The 21371-nt window shown below is 48.5% G+C and carries 19 protein-coding genes; 18 read left to right on the top strand and 1 reads right to left on the bottom strand.

The genetic code is table 11. From position 1 onward, the window contains the following. The first annotated feature begins 200 nt into the window (after positions 1 to 200). From PIL01S_RS02715 to PIL01S_RS02695, 5 genes are all read left to right on the top strand, one after another. Positions 201 to 878 (top strand): SOS response-associated peptidase, encoded by a 678-nt coding sequence (locus tag PIL01S_RS02715; protein WP_127536152.1) that lies wholly within the window; start codon positions 201 to 203, stop codon positions 876 to 878. A gap of 236 nt (positions 879 to 1114) precedes the next feature. Further along, positions 1115 to 2245 (top strand): NADH-dependent flavin oxidoreductase, encoded by a 1131-nt coding sequence (locus PIL01S_RS02710; RefSeq protein ID WP_127536151.1) that lies wholly within the window; start codon positions 1115 to 1117, stop codon positions 2243 to 2245. Positions 2246 to 2390: 145 nt separating this feature from the next. Then, complete coding sequence (locus PIL01S_RS02705; RefSeq protein ID WP_095358499.1) at positions 2391 to 3158, top strand: DeoR/GlpR family DNA-binding transcription regulator; 768 nt, start codon at positions 2391 to 2393, stop codon at positions 3156 to 3158. Positions 3159 to 3400: 242 nt separating this feature from the next. Then, on the top strand, positions 3401 to 3859 hold the full coding sequence (locus PIL01S_RS02700) for an OsmC family protein (protein WP_127536150.1): 459 nt from the start codon (positions 3401 to 3403) through the stop codon (positions 3857 to 3859). A 56-nt stretch (positions 3860 to 3915) separates the two neighbouring features. Further along, positions 3916 to 4506, top strand: coding sequence for a DUF2062 domain-containing protein (locus tag PIL01S_RS02695; protein ID WP_127536149.1), 591 nt, complete (start codon positions 3916 to 3918; stop codon positions 4504 to 4506). On the opposite strand, the gene PIL01S_RS02690 is transcribed toward PIL01S_RS02695, so the two are convergent. Beyond that, positions 4481 to 5413, bottom strand: a complete 933-nt coding sequence (locus tag PIL01S_RS02690; RefSeq protein WP_127536148.1) for an AEC family transporter — start codon at positions 5411 to 5413, stop codon at positions 4481 to 4483. The two genes, PIL01S_RS02695 and PIL01S_RS02690, sit on opposite strands and share 26 nt — an antisense overlap. 214 nt (positions 5414 to 5627) lie before the next feature. Here PIL01S_RS02690 and PIL01S_RS02685 point away from each other — a divergent pair, with 214 nt between their 5' ends. From PIL01S_RS02685 to PIL01S_RS02625, 13 genes are all read left to right on the top strand, one after another. Next, a complete protein-coding gene (locus tag PIL01S_RS02685; protein WP_127536147.1) occupies positions 5628 to 6710 on the top strand; it encodes a lactonase family protein in 1083 nt (360 codons plus the stop codon). A gap of 352 nt (positions 6711 to 7062) precedes the next feature. Next, entirely contained in the window at positions 7063 to 7695 is a 633-nt protein-coding gene (hxlA, locus tag PIL01S_RS02680) for a 3-hexulose-6-phosphate synthase (RefSeq protein ID WP_090993813.1), read from the top strand. Between the two features lie 4 nt (positions 7696 to 7699). After that, positions 7700 to 8263 carry a 6-phospho-3-hexuloisomerase gene (hxlB, locus tag PIL01S_RS02675; protein WP_127536146.1) on the top strand — a complete coding sequence of 188 codons (564 nt, stop codon included), beginning with the start codon at positions 7700 to 7702 and terminating at the stop codon, positions 8261 to 8263. A 205-nt stretch (positions 8264 to 8468) separates the two neighbouring features. After that, positions 8469 to 8828 carry a winged helix-turn-helix transcriptional regulator gene (locus PIL01S_RS02670; RefSeq protein WP_095287596.1) on the top strand — a complete coding sequence of 120 codons (360 nt, stop codon included), beginning with the start codon at positions 8469 to 8471 and terminating at the stop codon, positions 8826 to 8828. A 179-nt stretch (positions 8829 to 9007) separates the two neighbouring features. Continuing rightward, complete coding sequence (pepF, locus tag PIL01S_RS02665) at positions 9008 to 10810, top strand: oligoendopeptidase F (RefSeq protein ID WP_127536145.1); 1803 nt, start codon at positions 9008 to 9010, stop codon at positions 10808 to 10810. Between the two features lie 108 nt (positions 10811 to 10918). Further along, positions 10919 to 11434 (top strand): DUF2500 domain-containing protein, encoded by a 516-nt coding sequence (locus PIL01S_RS02660; RefSeq protein ID WP_246058072.1) that lies wholly within the window; start codon positions 10919 to 10921, stop codon positions 11432 to 11434. 204 nt (positions 11435 to 11638) lie between these two features. After that, positions 11639 to 13132 carry a rhamnulokinase gene (locus PIL01S_RS02655; RefSeq protein ID WP_127536144.1) on the top strand — a complete coding sequence of 498 codons (1494 nt, stop codon included), beginning with the start codon at positions 11639 to 11641 and terminating at the stop codon, positions 13130 to 13132. A 2-nt stretch (positions 13133 to 13134) separates the two neighbouring features. After that, positions 13135 to 13896, top strand: coding sequence for a DeoR/GlpR family DNA-binding transcription regulator (locus PIL01S_RS02650; protein WP_127536143.1), 762 nt, complete (start codon positions 13135 to 13137; stop codon positions 13894 to 13896). Positions 13897 to 13988: 92 nt separating this feature from the next. Next, positions 13989 to 14717: a (Fe-S)-binding protein gene (locus tag PIL01S_RS02645; protein WP_095287592.1), complete on the top strand. Its 729-nt coding sequence runs from the start codon at positions 13989 to 13991 to the stop codon at positions 14715 to 14717. Beyond that, the gene (locus PIL01S_RS02640) at positions 14714 to 16231 is read left to right on the top strand and encodes a LutB/LldF family L-lactate oxidation iron-sulfur protein (RefSeq protein WP_127536142.1); all 1518 of its coding nucleotides are present in this window, start codon (positions 14714 to 14716) and stop codon (positions 16229 to 16231) included. Before PIL01S_RS02645 ends, PIL01S_RS02640 begins: the two co-directional genes overlap by 4 nt. Continuing rightward, positions 16221 to 16946 (top strand): LutC/YkgG family protein, encoded by a 726-nt coding sequence (locus PIL01S_RS02635; RefSeq protein ID WP_127536141.1) that lies wholly within the window; start codon positions 16221 to 16223, stop codon positions 16944 to 16946. Before PIL01S_RS02640 ends, PIL01S_RS02635 begins: the two co-directional genes overlap by 11 nt. Before the next feature lie 236 nt (positions 16947 to 17182). Beyond that, entirely contained in the window at positions 17183 to 17740 is a 558-nt protein-coding gene (locus tag PIL01S_RS02630) for a glutathione peroxidase (RefSeq protein ID WP_127536140.1), read from the top strand. 363 nt (positions 17741 to 18103) lie between these two features. Further along, positions 18104 to 21277: a bifunctional cytochrome P450/NADPH--P450 reductase gene (locus PIL01S_RS02625; protein WP_127536139.1), complete on the top strand. Its 3174-nt coding sequence runs from the start codon at positions 18104 to 18106 to the stop codon at positions 21275 to 21277. The last annotated feature ends 94 nt before the right edge of the window (positions 21278 to 21371 follow it).

Genomic DNA, 21371 nt, shown 5'->3' with positions numbered 1-21371 from the left:
TTATTGTATAATGGATGTTTTCAGCGGAGTATAACATCATGTTGTGATGATTAGTATGATCTTGTCATTTTCAAAAGTGTCTCGAATGTAACGTCTTGTACGCTTGGGTTGCGCATCAATACTTTCCATATTGCCATGCATAATTTCCCTTTAATAACAAACAATACATTCAAATTCACACAGGGAAGGAAGCGTTAAGCATGTGCAATCGTTTTTCATTGGCAGCTGATCTGGATGAAGTGAGGGACCATTTCAAGATTGAACGCGTGATGTATTACTACAAGAACCGGTATAATATTAGTCCGACGCAGCATACGCCGATCATCTTGCATCAGGACGGTGAACGGGTTTTGGACGAGTTTCGCTGGGGATTTATTCCGTTCTGGGGGCGTGATGCCGTCAATGCCAACCTGATGACTGTGCATGAGAACCCATCCTATTACAAACTGGTGGAAACGAAACGGTGCGTTATCCCATGTAACGGACTGTATTACTGGCGCAAGGAAGGCAAAAAAAGCTATGCGGTACGAGTGGTAATGCCGGATCGGGGGTTGTTTGGTATCGCAGGGTTATATGAAATTTGGAAAGATACCCGCAAACAGCCGCTTCGCACCTGTACGATGCTAATGACTGGTGCGAACATGGTGACCCGGGAGTTCGGGAGCAAAATGCCGGCGATTCTCTCGGAAGATGAAATCAATACCTGGCTTGACCCGTCCAATACACGGGTGACGCAGCTGCTACCTCTACTCAAATCGTACAATACGACAGATATGAACCTGTACCCGGTGACACCTATGGTAGCTAACGATGAACATGATTGTTATGAATGTGTGGAAGAGATGGATCTGAAGCTTGCATATGTACGCAATTTCTAAACGCATTTTGTGGATGGCGATCCATAGGGCGGAGTGTTGGATTTCACTTCGCCCTTTTTGCTGTGAGCTTGATGCGGCGTGATTGTGTTTAATAAATGAAGGAATCGAATCGTCCAAAAAGATTTGAAAATGAAAAGTTGAAATATGGAGTAATAGTAACTATAATAGTTACAGTAATCGAAATACGTATTCATATATCTATTTAAAGAGATATTATAATCAGGAGGGAACCACGAATGAATCCAAAGTATAGCCAAATGTTTGAACAAGTTTCACTACCAAACGGCATTAGTCTCAAAAACCGGATCGTACTCGCTCCTATGACTCATATGTCCTCGAATCCCGACGGTACCGTCTCGGATGCTGAACTGGCTTATTATGCTCGTCGCACTGGCGGTGCAGGTATGTCCGTGACTGCCGTAACGTATGTTACACCGAACGGTATCGGATTTCCGGCGCAATTTGCAGCCTATGACGATAGCTTCGTTCCGGGCTTGAAACGCCTCGCTGACACGATCAAGCAACAAGGTTCCAAAGCAGTACTTCAGATCTTCCATGCCGGACGTCTCACTCCGGAACAAGCTGTACCCGCTGGTCAAGTGGTAGCACCAAGTGCAGTTGCCAGTGAACGTCCAGAATCTCCTCAACCGAGAGAACTGTCTGACGAAGAGATTACGTCCATCATCAACGATTTCGGTGAAGCGACACGTCGCGCCATTGAAGCTGGATTCGACGGTGTAGAGATCCACGGTGCGAACGGTTACTTGATCCAGCAGTTCGTCTCTCCGCATTCCAATCGCCGCGAAGACCGCTGGGGTGGCAGCATTGAGAAACGCCTGACATTCCCGCTGGCCGTAGTGGATGAAGTGAATAAGGTTGTAGCGAAGCATACCAAGCTTCCGTTTATTGTCGGATACCGTTTCTCTCCTGAAGAACCGGAGACACCGGGTTTGACTATGGAAGAGACTTACGCACTCATTGACGCGCTGAAAGAAAAAAACCTGGATTACTTGCATGTATCCCTGAACGAGTTCTGGTCCAAACCACGCCGGGGCGAAGCAGATACCCGTTCCAGAATGGAATTTATCCTTGAACGTGTAGGCGGCAAATTGCCGGTTATTGGTGTAGGTGCAATCCATACGGCAGACGAGGCAGCGGAAGCTCTTCAAACTGGCGTGCCACTGCTTGCCATCGGACGTGAGTTGATTATTGAACCGGACTGGGTAGAGAAAATCGAGAGCGGACGCGAAGAGGATATCGAGACCGTTTTGACCAAAGCGGATCAAGAGCGACTGGTTATCCCTGACGGATTGTGGAATGCCATCATTAACACACCGGGCTGGTTCCCTTTGGCAGACGATAAATAATACATCTTAGCAATTACGGAGGGAGCATAGGCTCCCTCTTTTTGCACGTTCTTCATCCCGATAAAATTCTCCTTCAGGTAGCACTGTGGTATGATGGGATGTACAGGATTCATCTTGGATATCAACGGTTTGGAGTGAATGAATAATGCTCGTGGCTGAACGTTATGAGAAAATTGTGGAATGGGTGGATGCGCAGGGAAGCATGCGTGTAACCGAGCTTAGTGAGCGCTGCGGGGTGACAGAGGAGACGATTCGCCGCGATCTGGACAAGCTGGAGCAGGCTGGCAGGCTTAGAAGATCCCACGGCGGTGCGGTAAGCGTAAAATATAAAGAAGAAGGACAAGCAGAGATCCCTTATCCTGAACGGGCGATTACGCATGCTGAAGAAAAGCGCAGAATAGCCGAAGAAGCCATCAAGATGGTACAGCCAGGCGACCGGATCGCACTGGATGCCAGCACAACGGCATGGTATATGGCTGCAGGGCTGCCGAATATTCAGCTGACTGTATTGACCAACTCCATCAAGGTGGCCGCTGAACTGAGCAGCAAGGAACAGATCAGGGTTATTGCTACGGGAGGGCAGCTTGCTTCCAAGTCATTGTCTTTTGTAGGCCCGCTCGCTGAACGTTCACTGGATGCCTACCATGTGGACAAGGTGTTTCTGTCCTGCAAAGGGGTACATTTGACCAAAGGCATCAGCGAATCGAACGAATTGCAGGCTCTCGTGAAACAGAAGATGATCAGTATTGCGGATGAAGTTATTTTGCTCGCAGATTCGAGCAAGTTCGATATACAGGCTTTTACGAGAGTTGCAGAACTCAGCAGTGTGACACAGGTTATTACCGATGTGGGGTTGAACGAAGAGCTTGTTAGCGCACTGAACGAACAATCCATACCATGTAAACGAGTGTAGTTATAGAAAAGTATAACCGAATATCTACACTTGAACGGAGAGGGCAGAAAAACTGGAAAAGCGGAGCGTTCGCTACAAGCTTTCTGCAAAGAAAGCTACATCGGAAGCATACGCTTATCAACGGATTTCCCCTATAAAAAGGGAATTAAAAAATCTGGGGATAACAGCGATTGAAAGTTTTCTGACTTCGGAGTTCTCTTGTGTAGATTCATTTTTTACTTTTCAAGAAAGGAATGAGTGAAATGAAACATCCTTTTCATCTGAAAGCCGTATGGAACGGTGGACGTAACAGTGAGGGCACAATTGATGCTGGAGGACTAAAATCGGTCATATCCATCCCGCAGGAGATGGGGGGGCCAGGTACAGGAACCAATCCGGATGAAATGCTGCTGGGTGCAGCCTCTACCTGTTATCTAATTACCCTGGCGGCCATGCTGGAACGCTCGGATATTACACCGCATGAGCTGACACTGGAGTCGGAAGCAACGGTGGATGTCACCAATAACATATTTACTTATGAACGAATCGTGCATCGACCACGTATTGTGCTTCAGTCTAATGCAACAGAGGCTGAGCTGACCAAAGCGGATCGACTTGCACATAAGGCCGAAGAGTCTTGTATGATAACAAGAGCGGTCGCAGGGAATGTAACCATCGAAACGCAGCCTGTCATTGTCACAGCTGATGTTAAAACAGTCTAAAAGAAATGAAGAGACGGCGCGAGCCGTCATTTGTGTAAAATAAGGGGAAGTTCGGTATGAATTCACAGAAAAGCAAATCGAACCGATTCGCGCGTTTAACACGTGCGTTGAAGCTGAATTTTCTTAAATTGTTACGTGCTCCCGGAGGAGCACATAAGGTCTCCACCGGATTCGCGATCGGTTTTGGTCTCGAATTGATCGTTATCTCCACGGCATCACTGATCTATCTCGTGTTTTACCCCATTGTGCGATTGTCTGGCGGTTCACTTCCGGCAGCCATTGTGGGCAATGTGATTGGAAAACTGACATTTCTGCCGATTTTGCTCATGCCGCTAGCCAAGCAGATCGGGTCATGGATATTGCCAGCGCACAGCATGGGACAGGGCCCTGTGCACGAGAGTGCCTTCATGGAGTTGTTTCGCGGCAACTGGTCTGCGCTCAGCGAATTATTGCTGGGTGGGCTTGATATCCTCGCAGGCATGTCTGTCTTTGGCGTGATCCTGGGGTTCATTTCGTATTTTGTGGTCAAATTCTTCTATGTCAGAGCTCTCCGTCGTCGCCATGAACGAAGAATGGAGAAGCGCCGCCTAGCGGCGATGTCTCCTGGACCAGCACCCGTGCTTATCCGGAAGACATCACAATCATAACCGGCAGAATGACCATGGATGCTGCGGTTGTCCATAGAATGCAGCGGGATACAAATTGCGGTGAAGCATTGAATTGCTCAGCCAAAATAACGGCGTTTACTGCCGTTGGCATGGATGCCAGAATCAGCAGTACGCTGAATAAGATACCTTCAACCTGAAGTGCGGTCAGAATCAGGTAAGATAGCACAGGCGCAGCGGCAAGACGCACCACAAGTCCTGTCCAGAAGGCCCGGCGTACATTGGGCTGCCAAGGCTCCGCGGACCCGCGTGGTCTTAGCATCTGTGCACCCAATATGGCAAGCACGACCGGGGAATACCCCGCTGCGAGCATCGCGATGCCACCATCCAGAGCCTCAGGAAGACTGATGCCGGTGGACCGCAGAACGATTGCAATGAATGCGGCATAAATGGACGGCATACGGAACACGGATAAAATGGCATGTTTGACCGTGAATTCCGACCTGGCTGCAAAAAAGATCCCGACCGTATTCACAATAATCATCTGTCCGATCACATAGACCGAGGCCTTGTCCAATCCCAGTTGTCCAAAGGCAAGCAAAACGAGCGGGAGCCCGTAATTCACACAGTTTGTAAACGTGGAGACAAGGGTGAGTCCTGCTTTTTCGCTTGCACCCAGGTGGAAGATCCGGCTTAGTAGTTCGGCCAGTGCCCATAACGCGATCAGATTAATAATGGAAAACCAGAACGTGCCTGTGACGTCCGTCCAGGTAATTTCGGCATGAAGCAGCGTATCAAAGATCAGCGCAGGGCTCAGAATATAGAGGGAGAAGGTTGACAGTGACCGGGTATCCCAATTTTTGAACCGTTTTAACAGAATACCTCCGATGACTGGCAGGGATATAGGCAAAAAAACATGATACAACGTAAGCAAAAATGATTGCAGCAACGAAATTCAGTCCTTTCATGATGAAAAACCTATCTAATCATAGCAGAAGTTGTCCTGGATCGTGAATGGATACCCGCATGATATTTCTCCAATAACTTGCATGAGCCCCTGTATGTTGAGCGTGGAGATGGCTGACGGATTGCTATTTTGATATGGCAGATTTATTATAGAAGAGGTGCAACTAGACTACATACACATAGAGGAGGAAACTGTAATGAGTGAATCAAAACGCTTGCTCGTATTAGTCGGCTCTTATGCCGAAGCGGAAAATGAGGGCATTTACGCATATGAATTGAATGAGGATACAGGCAGCTTAAGCAAGCTGGACGGCATCTCGGGTGTGAAAAACCCAACATTTGTAAACGTTAATGCCGAAAACAACAAAGTGTATGCGATTGGGGAAGCTGTATCTCCAGAGGGAAACAAAATGTCCGAAGCGGTTGCTCTGAACATCGATCCTTCCACAGGGAAACTATCCTTGCTTAATCGTAACGATTCCATATCGGCTCCACCATGTCATATCCAGCGTGATCCTTCTGGACGTTACCTGATCCTTTCCAGCTATCACGGTGGACTCGTAGGTCTGCAATCGTTGACGGATAACGGTGAAGTCGGAGCGCTTTTGGATGAGAAAAAACATGAGGGTAAAGGCGCACATCCAGAGCGTCAGGACAAGCCTCATGTACACTCTGCTTTCTTCAGCCCGGATGGAAAATACATGATGGTACAGGATTTGGGTGCTGACAAGATTGCCATCTACACGATCGATGCTGACAACAATGAGCTTGTGCTGCATAGCGAAACAAAAACCCATGCAGGAGCAGGTCCGCGTCACTTGGCGTTCCATCCAAATGGCCAATTCGCTTATGTGATTAACGAAGTCGATTCTTCCATTACGTCTTACCGTTATGATGCAGCAGCAGGTACGTTGACTGAAGTATCCACTGTGTCGACCTTGCCGGATGGTTATGAGGGCGCTGAAAATACAACTGCTGAAATTACCGTATCGAATGATGGTCGTTTTGTATACGGATCGAACCGTGGACATGACAGCATTGTTGTATTTGCAGCAGACGCTAAAACAGGACATCTGAAACTGGTAGAACACGTTTCTGCTGAAGGTGAACATCCACGTCACTTTGCATTGACACCGAACGGTAAATTGCTCATTGCAGCTAACCGTGATACCAACAACATCGTTACGTTCACTGTAGATCAAGAAAGCGGACGTCTGAAATATACAGGACATAGTACAGGTGCTTCCAAGCCGGTATGTGTAAAACCCGTTTATTTCTAAACCGTATTGATCCAGCTGTACATGCATAGATACATGAAATAATGCCCTGCCTTATGGCAGGGTATTTTTATTGATGTAAGGAAGAGTTTTGTATTCGCTACTTCTCATAGAGTGTTCCTTAATTAATTCTGATTATTACGCTTCACATAACAACTAAATTTAATCAATAGTATCGTGTAGGTAACTACCTGACTTCAAAGTGCGTACTTCCTGAATGGAAAGTCAGGCCCTACAATGAATGAGTAGCCAAGATAAACATTGCATGCATCTGAAGAGGCTGATTGGTGCAGGCTAATTATTTAGAATCCTATACAGCAATACTCATACTTGAACAACAAAGGAGAAATGAATCATGAAATTGCAACTCGCACTCGATCTGGTAAATATCCCTGAAGGTATCGCTCTGGTTAAAGAAGTGGAACAATATATCGATATCGTTGAGATTGGTACGCCAATCGTTATTAATGAAGGTTTGCACGCGGTAAAAGCGATGAAAGAAGCATTCCCTAATTTGCAAGTTCTTGCAGACCTCAAAATTATGGACGCTGGTGGTTATGAAATCATGAAAGCAGCTGAAGCTGGTGCGGATCTGATCACTGTGCTTGGGGCAACCAATGACAGTACGATCAAAGGTGCAGTAGCAGAAGCGAAGAAACAAAACAAACAAGTTCTTGTGGACATGATCAACGTGCCTAACCTTGAACAACGTGCTCGTGAAGTTGATTCGCTTGGCGTAGATTACATCTGTGTACACACAGGATATGACCTGCAAGCTGAAGGACAAAGCCCGTTCGAAGATTTGCAAACCATCAAAGCTGCTGTGAAAAACGCAAAAACGGCTGTAGCTGGCGGCATCAAGCTGGAAACATTGCCTGAAGTAATCAAAGCACAACCGGATCTGGTCATTGTGGGCGGCGGAATCACTGGACAAGCAGACAAAGCCAAAGTTGCGGCTGAAATGCAACGTCTCGTTCAACAAGGGTAACGGAATGAGCAGCAGACAATACGCAGCAGACATTCTGAAGGAGCTGGAACGTACACTAAGCCAGATTGACGATTCGGAGATGCAGGCGATGGCTGAGCATATTTTGGCTGCGGAACAGATTTTTGTGGCAGGTGCCGGACGCTCCGGACTAATGGGAAAAGCTTTTGCCATGAGATTGATGCAGATGGGACTCCGGGTATTTGTCGTCGGGGAGACTGTCACACCAGGCATCAGTCCGAAGGATTTCCTTTTGTTATGCTCAGGTTCGGGAGAAACAGGCAGTCTGGCGGCGATGGCTCAAAAGGCCAGTAAAGCAGGTGCTCCTGTAGGTCTGATCACGATCAAGCCGGAGTCCACCATTGGTCAATTGGCTAGCACCGTCGTTCGTCTGCCTGCATCTGCGAAAGAGGATACGGCAACGTCAGGCGCAGCAGTCACGATTCAGCCGATGGGTTCGCTTTTTGAACAGGGATTGCTGCTTGCTATGGATGCTCTTGTACTCACGTTGATGAAAAAGAAAGAGATGACTGGGGCGGACATGTTTGGTCGTCACGCGAATCTGGAATAGAAGATCGCTCATAGATCTTGAAGAAAACATAGGCAGGACCGGGCCCCTCATATAGAAGAGGGGAGCCGGTCCTTTCTGTCATGCTTTATACGGTGCTAGGTCACGTCTCCTATGCATTCGGGCCATGCTGTAGTAGAATTAAGAGAAGCTATATCGAATAATGTACCTATTGATATAAGAATGTAAGCTAAGGGGGCTCGGAGCCATGGCAGCCGAAGTCAAGGAACGGATAAATCTGAAAGAAATCAACTGTGAGAAGGAATTGACCCTTGCTGTTATTGGCGGCAAATGGAAACTAATTATATTGTGGCATCTGGGCCTGGAAGGAACCAAGCGATTCAGTGAATTGAAACGATTGATCCCTCATATCACCCAAAAAATGCTGACGAACCAGCTTCGGGAGCTGGAGGAAGATCGGCTGATTGAGCGCAAGGTTTATGCAGAAGTCCCTCCTCGGGTAGAATACAGCTTGACGGACCATGGACACAGTCTGATGCCAGTTCTGCGAGCCATGTACGATTGGGGCAAAAATTACGGGGAAAATGTAATCTGGAAATCAGAATAAATCTTAGTCAAATAACCTAAGTCAACTAAACCGCCGAGGTATGGAATATTTCCACACCTTAGCGGTTTATTTTGATTCAGCTTGAACCAAAAGTCTCAATTTGGGAGATGTCAGGTATAAACGGTCGTAATATGATACGATGAGAGATATTGGAAATGCAAGGAGGAGGACATATACAGATGGAAAAAATACGTACACGCGACGAGGTAAGCCAGGAGTCGACATGGAATCTGACCGATTTGTTCGGGACTGATGCGGAGTGGGAACAGGAACTCAGATCACTTCCTGAAGCAGCTGTCGATATTGAAACGTTCAAAGGACGTCTGGGCGAAGGTGCCGAACAGCTGCTGGCTTGTCTGGACGCTCGTGAAGCACTTCAGGAACGGATTGTTAAGACCGCATCCTACGCACGACTGAAACAATCAGAGGATAGTACCAATCCGGTAAACATTGAGAACTCGGCCAAAGCGGGAGACATCCTATCTTTTCTGTCGTCTTCCTTGTCTTTTGTCAATTCGGAAATTGCGGATCTTCCCGAGGGTACAGTTGAACGTTATATTGCAGAACTTCCCGGACTGGAGCCTTATGCTCGCAGCCTGAACCTTCTTCTTCAGGAAAAAGCACATCGTCTCTCACCGGAGACGGAGAAGGTGCTGGCTTCCCTCGGTGAAGTATTGGATTCGCCATACCGGATCTACCTCCGCGGTAAACTGGCAGACATGACTTTCGACGATGCGCTGGATGGAGAAGACAACAACCGTCCACTGTCCTGGTCTTTCTATGAAAATAACTACGAAATGTCTTCCGATACCAAGCTGCGCCGTTCTGCTTATGCAGCCTTTAGCTCCAAGCTAAATGATTATAAAAATACATTTGCCGAAGGTTATGCAACCGAAGTGAAGAAACAGGTTGTTCTATCCAGGCTTCGCGGTTACGACGACGTAACCGATATGCTGCTTAGCCCACAGCAAGTTAGCAAAGAGATGTACAACAATATCCTGGATATCATTCAGCAGGAACTTGCACCGCATATGCGCAAACTTGCGGCTCTCAAGAAACGCGAGCTGGGGCTGGACAAGCTTATGTTCTGCGATCTCAAGGCTCCACTGGATCCTGAATTCAGTCCGGCCATTACATATGAGGAAGCCTGCACGCTCATCCGTGAAGCGCTTGCTGTGCTTGGACCCGAATACGGCGAGATTGTGGAGCGGGCATTCAGCGAACGTTGGGTGGATTACGCAGATAATGCGGGCAAGTCAACGGGTGCTTTCTGTTCATCCATTTACGGGGCGCATTCGTATATCCTTATCTCATGGGCTAACAATATGCGCGGTGCGTTTACGCTCGCTCATGAAGTCGGACATGCTGGACATTTCATGCTTGCCGGACGCTATCAGCGGATCACCAATACAAGGCCTTCTCTATATTTCATTGAGGCACCATCTACCATGAATGAAATGCTGCTGGCTGATCATCTCTTAAAACGCTCTGACAATCCAAGAATGCGTCGGTGGGTAATCTTGCAATTACTCAACACGTATTACCATAACTTCGTAACCCATCTGCTTGAAGGTGAATTACAGCGCCAAGTATATGCACTTGCGACCAAGGATGAACCGATTACAGCCAAGCTGCTCAGTGAGCTAAAAGGAAACATTCTTTCCGCGTTCTGGGGTCCTGACCTGGTTGTAGATGAAGGGGCGAAGCTAACCTGGATGAGACAGCCTCATTACTATATGGGTCTGTACCCTTACACCTATGCAGCCGGTTTGACGGCATCGACTGCAGCTGCCGGACTGATACGCGAGGAAGGACAGCCTGCCGTGGATCGCTGGCTCGAAGCATTAAAAGCAGGAGGTAGTCTCGCACCTCAAGAGCTAATGAAACTTGCGGGTGTGGACATGTCCGGACCTGAGCCGATTCGTGCAGCCGTGGCGTATGTTGGCAGTCTGGTTGATGAACTTGAACGTCTGTATTCCTAATTAAGCTCATATAGTATACGGACAAGGCAAGTAAGGTTGTCCACGTGCACCGTCTCCTTGGCAAGGGGCGGTGCATCTTATTTTGGAGCCGGAAAGGAATGATGATGAATGACGACGATCAACATATCCTCATCAATGGGCAGATTAACCACAGACGGCTTCGGTGTATTTGACGACATGAATAGTGTGCCGGGATTTGAGGGGAATCAGGGAGGTTTTTTTTCGGGATTTAATGAGTTTGGGGCCATGAGTGCATTCGGATCCATATTTATTGGTGCTATATTTCTCATCATTGCATGTGTGATTGTGTACGTTATTATTTCAGGGGTTCGAACATGGTCTTCTAATAATGCAGCAACACTGCTCACGCTGCACTGCACCGTGGTAGCGAAGAGAACCCAAGTTACCGGAGGGAGCGGGGACAGTAGTGCTTCCACCTGGTACTACGCAACATTTCAACTGGATAATGGAGAACGTGTGGAACTGAACGTCGGCGGAAGCAACTATGGCATGCTGGTGGAAAATGACCAAGGCTTGCTGACATACCAGGGCACAAGGTTCAAGCATTTCGAGAGAGATGTGCAGCCCCAGTCCGGCGTAAGTAATGGCCGCTTTTATACGTAATCCAAACGGAATGCCAAACATAAGAACGACTTATCCATGGGATCAGGTCGTTTTTTTGTTGGGAAAGAACAAAACACAGGGTATTCAAACGCTTACAACAGTGATATACTCGTAAAATAAAGCAAAACAGTATTAAACAAAAACAAACAAACAATTAATCGCAGGTAAAAAGCAACATTTGTATAGAAAGGTTGGTGTAGAGCAGTGAGCGTGTTGGCATATGATTTGGGAGCTGGTAGCGGGAGGGCGCTGCTGGGTCATCTGGATGACCGGGGAATAACGGCCACCGAAGTTCATCGATTCAAGAATGAGCCGGTCAAGGCAGGCGAGCGAATGTACTGGGATATTCTGCGTTTGCATCATGAAGTGCTGCAAGGTCTGCACCTGGTCAAGCAGCAGGGAGAGCAACCAGGCAGTTTGGGGATCGACTCCTGGGGAGTTGACTTTGGACTTCTGGGCCACAATGGAGAATTGCTTGGTAACCCCTATCATTATCGTGATGGGCAGTTCAACGGCATGATGGAACAGATTCGCAATGAGTTAACCTCCCAGCGGATCTTCGAGCGAACAGGCATTCAATTTCTAAGTTTTAATACCCTGTACCAGCTCGCAACTCTGCAGCGGAACGGTTCACCATTGCTTGATACAGCAGATCGTTTTCTTATGATTCCGGACCTGCTTCGGTACTTTTTGACTGGAGAAGCGGTGAATGAGTTTACCAATGCAACGACAACACAGCTCTACAACCCGGTGAGCGGGCAGTGGGACGGAGAATTACTTGCTCACATCGGTGTCTCGGATCAGCTGTTTGGTGAAGCGGTGATGCCGGGTACACGAGTAGGTCAACTCCGCAGCAGTATATCCGGTGAATTGGGAATATCAGCAGTTCCTGTTATTGCAGTAGCCGAACATGATACGGGTTCAGCAGTGGTCGCTGTCCCGGCAACGGATCGTTCGTTTGCTTACTTAAGCTGTGGAACCTGGTCCTTGATGGGAACGGAGATCGATCATCCTGCCATTACTCCGGAAAGTTTGGCCTTGAATTTTACGAACGAAGGCGGAGCTGGCGGAACATTCCGTCTACTGAAGAACATTATGGGACTCTGGATCCTGCAGGAGAGCATGCGGGAATGGGAGCGTCAGGGGAAGGGGATCAGTTACGCTGAATTAATAAAACAAGCTGAAGCGGCTCCTCCATTTGCAAGTTTGTTTGACCCTGATGACGATCTGTTTATGCCAGCAGGTGACATGACGATTCGGATTCGCCAGTATTGCCGAGATACGGGACAGCAGGAACCACAGGACCAAGGAGCTATTGCCAGATCCATCCTGGAGAGTCTTGCGCTGAAATACAGAAGAGTACTGGAATGGACGGAACAATTATCGGGTCAGTCTTTTAATGGATTGCACATGGTCGGCGGAGGCATCCAGAATCAATTGCTGTGCCAGTGGACAGCAAGCTCTATTGGCAGACCGGTATGGGCAGGACCGGCAGAAGGCAGTGCAATCGGTAATATGGCTGTCCAATGGATTGCCAGCGGAGCGTTCAAGGACATTTGGGAGGCTCGCAGGGTCATTCGTGATTCGTTCCCGGTAACCGTGTATGAACCGAAAGACAGCTCGATTTGGGAAGAGGCATACGGCAGATTTCTTAGGTTAACGGACTCATCCAAATCACAGGCCGGAAGTGAGGTGTAACCATGCTGGCTGCTGAGCGGTATGATCGGATTGTCGAGATGGTTAATGAAAGCGGAAGCATGCGTGTGTCCGAGCTAAGTGATCGCTGTAGGGTAACCGAAGAGACCATTCGCCGCGATCTGGATCGGCTGGAGCAAGCCGGGCGATTAAAGCGCTCCCATGGGGGGGCTGTGAGCATCAAGGATGATCAGCCGGAGATCCCCTATCGGGTGAGGGAAACGACGCATGCGGAAGAGAAGAAGCGAATTGCTCAGGCAGCCCTTGCCATGATTCGCCCCGGGGATCGAATACTCCTGGATGCCAGCACCACTGCAGGTTATATGGCTGCGAACATGCCGGATATCCCACTGACGGTGTTAACCAACTCGATTCAGGTAGCGACCGAACTTAGCAGCAAGGACAAGATAGAGGTGATCTCTACCGGGGGACAATTGGCACAGCGTTCGCTATCGTTTGTCGGGCCGCTCGCCGAACGTTCACTGGAAACGTATCACGTTGATAAACTGTTCTTGTCCTGCAAGGGGGTCCATCTGGATGGTGGCGGAATTAGTGAATCTAATGAACTGCAAGCCAGGTTGAAACAGAAAATGGTCGGCATCTCCGACCAGGTTATTTTGCTCGCAGATGCCAGCAAGTTTGGTGTGCGAGCGTTCGCCAGGGTAACCGGATTGAATGCGGTTCATGCTGTCATTCTCAATGAGCAGCTGGATGGTGATCTCATGAAACGTTTGAAGGACTACGACATCCAAATTACGACTGTATAAGCAAATGGGCATATAGTCTGCTTGTTCTGACTTTGATACTTAGCGTTAACTTCAATAGACCCACTACTAATTGATTATGGGAGCGTGTATTTATGAAGGTCTCCTTGTTCATTACCTGCCTCAGCGATGCCATCTACCCACGTGTCGGAGAAGCGATGGTCAGACTGCTTGCCGCTCACGGCGTTCGGTTGGAATTTCCACCTGTCCAAACCTGCTGCGGTCAGCCTTCTTATAATAGCGGGTATTGGGATGAGACGAGAGTGGCAGCCAAAACGATTCTGGAAGCATTTGACGACAGCGATTTTGTAGTTTGTCCTTCGGGATCTTGCACGTATATGATTCATCATTATCCCGAGCTGTTTGCGGATGATCCGGTATGGCTCGAAAAGGCGAAACGGCTGGAAGCGAAAGCCTATGAATTTACGCAATTTCTGGTGCAAGTCCTCGGGATAACGGATCTGGGAGCACATTTCCCTCACAAGGTTACGTACCATCCATCGTGCCATGGCAGCAGGCTGCTCGGAGTGAAAGACGAACCGATGGCGCTGTTGTCTGCAGTGAAAGGGCTGGAATTTGTACCGCTTCCTTATGGAGAGGATTGCTGCGGGTTCGGGGGAACGTTTGCTGTAAAAATGTCGGATATATCCGGCGCCATGGTTACCGAGAAAGTTGATCATATCAAAGAGACCGATGCCGAGGTGCTTGTTGGACTGGATATGGCGTGTCTCATGAATATCGCAGGCAATCTGCGATACCGGAATGAACCGGTGCGTGTCATGCATTTGGCGGAATTACTGTATGAGGGGGTGCAAACAGGATGAGTCAGCCTGGTGTAATGGATGTGTCTGTCAAGAAGCGTGCGGAACTCGCGCTCAATGATGATTTTCTGCGCAAAGCCGTCAAGTTCACAACAGAACGTCTGCGGAACGGAAAGAAATCCGCTTCGGAGGAACACGGAAACTGGGATGAATGGCGGGAACGGGGCCGCCAGATTCGACTGCACACGATCGCACATCTGGATTATTATCTGAATGAATTCGTCAACAACGCCCGTGCTAACGGTGTCCATATCCATTTTGCTGATACATCGGCCGAGGCCGCCGCAATTGCGCTCGATATAGCGGCCCACAATGAAGCTGCGTCGGTGGTCAAATCCAAATCGATGGTGTCGGAAGAGGTGCATCTGAACCATGCGCTTGAATCTGCCGGCATTGAAGCCATTGAGACCGATTTGGGTGAATATATCATCCAGTTGGCTGGGGAAGCCCCCTCACATATCGTTATTCCGGCGATTCACAAAAATCGTTATCAGATTGCGGATTTATTATCAAAAGAAGCAGGGGAAACCCTCGAACCGGATACAACCGTGCTCGCCGGGTTTGTGCGTAAAAAGCTGCGTGAAAAATTTCTTGAGGCTGACATTGGCATGACGGGCTGTAACTTTGCCATTGCGGAGACAGGCTCCATGGTGCTGTTCGAGAATGAAGGCAACGCCCGTATGGTATCCACTGTACCGAAGACACAGATTACCTTGATGGGAATGGAGCGTATCATTCCATCCTGGACCGATCTTGAAGTGATGGCCACGCTGCTGCCGCGTTCCGCTACAGGACAAAAATTGACCATGTATATGTCAGGCATTACCGGGCCGCGCCGAACAGCAGACGGGGATGGTCCTGATGAGATGCATATTATTATCGTGGATAATGGAAGATCTCTGCAGCTGGGTGATCCTGAATTTCAGGAACTGCTGAATTGCATACGCTGCGGAGCCTGTCTGAACGCTTGTCCGGTATACCGTCATATAGGCGGTCATGCCTATGGTGGAACCTACAGCGGGCCGATTGGAGCGGTGTTGACCCCAGCACTGAATGGGAATATAGACGAGTGGAACGACATTGCCAGTGCTTCGAGTTTATGCGGGGCCTGTTATGAGGCCTGTCCTGTCAAAATACCTTTACATGATATGCTCGTGTATTTACGCAGACGCAAGGTTGAAGAAGGCCACGGAAACAAGCTGGAGGGAGCAGGCATGAAGGGATTTGCCGCTGTGGTGTCCAGCTCCAAACGTTTCAGTGCGGCTATTCGTCTGGGCCAGCTTGGCCAGAAGGCTGTTGTGCGTAATGAAGGGATCTCGCTCAAGCTTGGTCCGCTCAAGGGCTGGAACACATACCGAGTTGCACCGAGCCTGGCCAAACGTTCATTCCGCCAGCAGTGGAGGAAGCTGGATCAGGAGCTGGATCAAGATCGAAAAGAAATGGATAGCAATGTTCGCAACCGAATGGAGCACATTTTGCGAGAACGGGAGCAAGGAGGCGGCAGGCATGAGCACTGAGCATCAGCAGTGGCTGAACCAATTGGAGAAGCGGTCGCGCGAGAAACAGGAGAAGTTCATGAATGGTATTGCTTCCAAGTTAAGAAGGCCCCGCCAAAATCATGCGCCAACGCAGCCTTTTCGAGGTGCGCCGTCATTCTGGAATGAACTGGAATGGGATGAAGAGAAACGTATACAGGCATTTACCGATAACTTTGTGAGTGTTGGTGCCCACATTGTTCGGGTGAAGAATTTGGATGAAGCTTCCACCTTTATTACAACGAAAGCGAATGAACTGGGAGCAAAATATGTGATTCGTCAGAACGAACAGGAACTGGATGAATTGCAGCTTGAAGCAGAGCTGCCGGAAGTACAGATTTCCGTATGGAACAGCAAGCCGGATGAAGACTGGAAAGCCCGGGCCGCAGAGGCCGATATTGGCGTGGTCATGGCGGATTATGCGACTGCTTACACAGGTTCAGTGACGGTTCTGTCTTCACCAGAGAAGGGACGTGCTGTGAGCCTTCTGCCAACCGTATTAATCATTATCATTCCGGTAGAACGCCTGCATACCCGATTGGGCGAGACGCTGAATCGCTTTGATGAAGCAGGAAGAGAGAACCTTCCTGCAGGTATCCATTTTATTTCCGGCCCAAGTCGGTCTTCCGATATTGAAAATGACCTGACGATTGGTGTACATGGTCCGGGCGTAGTATACGGCCTGATTATGGGATAAGCGAACGTCGGAATCTTCCAAATGTATCAATTATCTAATAACCCAGCGCAGCAACTGTCCGATGGAGTAGATCCGTTCTCTTCTCAGGACAGTTGTTTTTTTGGCATACTTTCACAATGTATAATAGATGTTAACTATTAAGTTAATATGTTTTATATATTTCATCTATAAGATGAACGCAGATATAATTTATGTAAAGAGCCTATTTTAGTCTACTTCTTATGGGAGGCCTATATATGAATCCTATTTATTCTTATCAAGTTTCTTCAAAGGATGGACATATTGCTGATTTATCAAGGTTTGAGGGGAAGGTGCTGCTCATTGTCAACACTGCCAGCAAGTGCAGCTATTCCAGACAATTTTCGGAGCTGCAGCAGCTCTATGACAAGTATGGTGAGCAAGGACTGGAAATTTTGGCGTTTCCCTGCGATCAATTCAACCATAAAGAACCGGGTAATAATGCAGAGATCACCCAATATTGCAAAAGTAATTTTCATGTGACCTTTTCGATGTTTGATAAGATCGAGGTTACCGGAACATCCATTCATCCTCTGTTTCGTCATCTGGTCGAAAAGGCTACATTCCAGGGATATGATCTCGAAACGGAAGAAGGTCGGTGGATGGATCATTTTGTAAGGGAAAACCATCCTGCATTGTATTACGGGGACGGGATCAAGTGGAATTTCACCAAGTTTTTGATCCGAGCGGATGGCGAGGTTAGTGATCGCTATGAAACGACAGTTGAACCTATGATGATGGAAACGAAAATCAGGGAACTGCTGAAGAAACGCTAGATTACATGGTGAAGCTGCCGTGAAAAAATCAAGGGTGGAGAAGGCCTGAAACCGTTTCAGGCCAAGGGACCACCTAGTTCAAAGAGCAGGGGCGACCCGATGGTCCTATGACTTTGAGACTGTTGAAGATTGGAACTGGAAATGTTAGGGTAAAAGTAAGATAACGAAGCACCTCATTTTTTTTACTCAAAATTGACCGATATACCAATTTGGTCAGTTGGTTCTATTATGTTTTATCATGATTTGAATCAAATGTGAGTACTTGTAGAAAATGATGGTATACCTATTTATTCGAATGCTGAAGTTAACAGTGTCATTATTCATGATCAGTCGACCATATGAGTTGGAATAGGAGTGAAGAAGATGTCGTCAATGTCAGTACCCCAGCCCAAAACCTTTGGACCACTGGGTAACTTGCCACAATTAAACTTGGATGAACCGGTACAATCCCTGGTTAAGCTTGCTGAGGAATACGGACCGATCTTTCGAATGGAATACCCGGGACGGAGCGAGCTGTACATTTCGGGTCATAAGCTGGTTGCCGAGGTGACGGATGAATCCAAATTCGACAAGCGTGTATGGGCACCGCTTGCGAAAGTTCGTGCGTTTGCTGGAGATGGCTTATTTACAAGTTGGACGGATGAGCCTAATTGGAAAAAAGCACATAATGTGCTTCTGCCCAGCTTCAGTCAGCGTGCCATGCAGGGATATCATAATAAAATGATCGATCTGGCCGTGCAGCTTGTTCAGAAATGGTCTAGGCTGAATCCTGATGAAACGGTAAATGTACCCGATGATATGACACGTCTAACGCTGGATACGATCGGGTTATGCGGATTCAATTACCGGTTTAACAGCTTTTATCGGGAAGAACCTCACCCCTTTATTACAAGCATGGTTCACGCTCTGGATGAATCCATGAGTTCGCTGCAGCGTCTCCGTCTTCAGGACAAATTGATGATTAGCAAAAAGAAACAATTTGAGCAGGATATTCGCTCCATGTTCGCGCTGGTCGATCATATTATCGCCGAGCGCAAAGAACAGCCTCAGGAGGGCGCAGACGATCTGTTATCCCATATGCTGACCGGTAAGGACCCGGAGACGGGAGAAACACTGGATGACGAAAATATCCGTTACCAGATCATTACGTTCCTGATTGCAGGACATGAGACAACGAGCGGACTATTATCCTTTGCCATTTATTATTTGATGAAAAATCCGGATAAACTGGCTAAGGCGCAAGCCGAGGCTGATCAGATTTTGAAGGATCCGGTTCCAACGTATAATCAGGTTCGGAGTCTGAAATATATCCGTATGGCACTAAACGAAGCACTTCGTCTGTGGCCAACAGCCCCGGCGTTCTCCCTTTATGCCAAAGAAGATACCGTGCTCGCCGGAGAGTATCCGTTGAAAAAAGGGGACAGCGTTAGTGTGCTCATTCCCAAGCTGCATCGTGACCGCGATGCCTGGGGTGACGATGTGGAAGAGTTCCGTCCGGAGCGATTTGAGGATCCAAGCAAGGTACCGCACGATGCGTATAAGCCCTTTGGTAACGGTCAGCGGGCATGTATTGGGCAGCAGTTTGCGCTTCAGGAGGCAACGCTGGTGCTGGGCATGGTTTTGAAACATTTTGACTTCATTGATCATACGGATTATCAGTTGAAGGTGAAAGAGACCTTGACGCTCAAGCCGGACCATTTCACGATCCGTGTTCGTGCCCGTGGTGGGCAGCCTGTCATGGCTGTACCGGGTGTTGCGTTGGAAGAGCCAGCTCCTGCTGTCAAACGAAAAGAGCTGGATACGGCAAATGCACATCATACCCCGATGCTGGTTCTGTACGGTTCAAACCTGGGTACTGCGGAAGGCATTGCACGTGAGATTGCAGATACTGCGCGATATCAGGGCTTTCGTAGCGAAGTAGAGGCACTGGACAATCGGGTAGGCAACCTGCCGAAGGAAGGTGTCGTCATTATTGTTAGTGCATCCTACAATGGTCAGCCGCCAAGCAACGCCAAGAATTTTGTGGAGTGGATTCAGCATGCAGATGCCAATGCTTTTGAAGGCGTGCGCTTTGCTGTTCTTGGCTGCGGGGATCATAACTGGGCCAGCACGTATCAGCGTATTCCGCGTTTGATTGATGAACAGCTCTCTTCCAAGGGGGCAAGCCGGTTATCCCCACTTGGCGAAAGTGATGCCAGCGGAGATTTCGAGAAACAGGTTGAGGACTGGAGCGAACAATTGTGGCCGGATCTGGCACACGCAATGGGATTGAAGTTGAACAGCAGCTCAGGCAGTGAGCGCAGCTCGTTGTCCGTTCAATTTGTCAGTGGGCATGCGGTGACGCCACTTGCAGATACGTACGATGCCCATGCGGCTCACGTATTGGAGAATCGGGAACTTCATGATGCTGGCAGCCTCCGCAGCACGCGTCATCTGGAGATTCAGCTGCCTGAAGGCATGACTTACAAGGAAGGCGATCATCTGGGGGTTCTCCCGCAAAATCCACCGGAACTCGTGGAGCGTGTACTCAAACGTTATGGTTTTACGGGTACGGAACACCTGGTTTTGGATGCATCTGGTCGAAGCGCTGCGCACTTGCCACTGCATCAGCCGGTTAATCTGGTTGACTTGCTCAGCCACAGCGTGGAATTGCAGGAGGCTGCAACACGTGCCCAGCTGAGAGAGCTGGCAGCCTACACCGTATGCCCGCCGCATAAGAAGGAGCTTGAAGCACTTCTGGACGAATCGGTATATATGGAAGAAGTGAGGGGTAAGCGGGTATCTATGCTGGATTATCTCGTCAAGTATGAGGCGTGTGAAATGCCGTTCGAACGCTTCCTCGAACTGTTGCCCTCACTCAAAGCGAGATATTACTCCATCTCAAGTTCACCTCGGGTACAGCCAGAGCAGGCCAGTATTACGGTCAGTGTGGTTCGAGCGCCGGCTTGGAGCGGTCAAGGGGAGTATAAAGGTATAGCGTCCAATTATCTGGCAAACCTGAAACCGGGTGAAGAGGTGATCATGTTTATCCGAACGCCTGAATCCGGGTTTGAACTGCCATCTGATCCAGAAGTGCCGGTTATTATGGTGGGTCCAGGAACGGGAGTGGCCCCATTCCGTGGATTCCTGCAAGCAAGACGGGTTCTTAAGGAACAAGGACAGAGCGTGGGCGAAGCTCATTTGTACTTTGGATGCCGCAATCCGGAGCATGATTACTTGTATAAAAATGAGCTTGAAGCGGCACAGCAAGAAGGACTTGTCCAGCTTCACACTGCCTTTTCCAGAGTCGATGGACAGGATAAATGTTATGTTCAGCATCTGATGAGGGATGACGCCGAAAAACTGATTCCTCTGCTTGAGCAGGGCGGGCATCTGTATATTTGCGGAGACGGCAGCAAGATGGCTCCTGATGTGGAGGCAACACTCAAGCAGGCATACACCGACATTAGTGGCAAGCCTGTAGATGAGGCAGATGCATGGCTCGAACGCTTACAGCAGGAAGGTCGTTATGCCAAGGATGTATGGACAGGGCTATAATGAGATAACCCAAGTAGAGTCGAATACAGTGTTCATTACATGGATAAGCTTCAATTGGTGAACTACGCGGTGAGACACAGAGAAATTCTGTGCT

Origin of the sequence: Paenibacillus illinoisensis NBRC 15959 (genome assembly GCF_004000925.1) — a bacterium.
In the GTDB taxonomy this organism is placed as follows: domain Bacteria; phylum Bacillota; class Bacilli; order Paenibacillales; family Paenibacillaceae; genus Paenibacillus; species Paenibacillus illinoisensis.
The sequence above is the reverse complement of the archived record's forward strand: the minus strand, read 5'-3'. Positions and strand labels throughout refer to the sequence as shown.

Excerpts from the sequence above, each read along its gene's own strand:
- PIL01S_RS02695 (WP_127536149.1), top strand. The coding sequence starts at position 3,916 with ATGAATTCACAGAAAAGCAAATCGAACCGATTCGCGCGTTTAACACGT.
- PIL01S_RS02660 (WP_246058072.1), top strand. The coding sequence starts at position 10,919 with ATGACGACGATCAACATATCCTCATCAATGGGCAGATTAACCACAGAC.
- PIL01S_RS02630 (WP_127536140.1), top strand. The coding sequence starts at position 17,183 with ATGAATCCTATTTATTCTTATCAAGTTTCTTCAAAGGATGGACATATT.
- pepF (WP_127536145.1), top strand. The coding sequence starts at position 9,008 with ATGGAAAAAATACGTACACGCGACGAGGTAAGCCAGGAGTCGACATGG.
- PIL01S_RS02685 (WP_127536147.1), top strand. The coding sequence starts at position 5,628 with ATGAGTGAATCAAAACGCTTGCTCGTATTAGTCGGCTCTTATGCCGAA.
- PIL01S_RS02670 (WP_095287596.1), top strand. The coding sequence starts at position 8,469 with ATGGCAGCCGAAGTCAAGGAACGGATAAATCTGAAAGAAATCAACTGT.
- PIL01S_RS02635 (WP_127536141.1), top strand. The coding sequence starts at position 16,221 with ATGAGCACTGAGCATCAGCAGTGGCTGAACCAATTGGAGAAGCGGTCG.
- PIL01S_RS02625 (WP_127536139.1), top strand. The coding sequence starts at position 18,104 with ATGTCGTCAATGTCAGTACCCCAGCCCAAAACCTTTGGACCACTGGGT.
- PIL01S_RS02650 (WP_127536143.1), top strand. The coding sequence starts at position 13,135 with ATGCTGGCTGCTGAGCGGTATGATCGGATTGTCGAGATGGTTAATGAA.
- hxlA (WP_090993813.1), top strand. The coding sequence starts at position 7,063 with ATGAAATTGCAACTCGCACTCGATCTGGTAAATATCCCTGAAGGTATC.
- hxlB (WP_127536146.1), top strand. The coding sequence starts at position 7,700 with ATGAGCAGCAGACAATACGCAGCAGACATTCTGAAGGAGCTGGAACGT.
- PIL01S_RS02640 (WP_127536142.1), top strand. The coding sequence starts at position 14,714 with ATGAGTCAGCCTGGTGTAATGGATGTGTCTGTCAAGAAGCGTGCGGAA.
- PIL01S_RS02710 (WP_127536151.1), top strand. The coding sequence starts at position 1,115 with ATGAATCCAAAGTATAGCCAAATGTTTGAACAAGTTTCACTACCAAAC.
- PIL01S_RS02715 (WP_127536152.1), top strand. The coding sequence starts at position 201 with ATGTGCAATCGTTTTTCATTGGCAGCTGATCTGGATGAAGTGAGGGAC.
- PIL01S_RS02645 (WP_095287592.1), top strand. The coding sequence starts at position 13,989 with ATGAAGGTCTCCTTGTTCATTACCTGCCTCAGCGATGCCATCTACCCA.
- PIL01S_RS02705 (WP_095358499.1), top strand. The coding sequence starts at position 2,391 with ATGCTCGTGGCTGAACGTTATGAGAAAATTGTGGAATGGGTGGATGCG.
- PIL01S_RS02700 (WP_127536150.1), top strand. The coding sequence starts at position 3,401 with ATGAAACATCCTTTTCATCTGAAAGCCGTATGGAACGGTGGACGTAAC.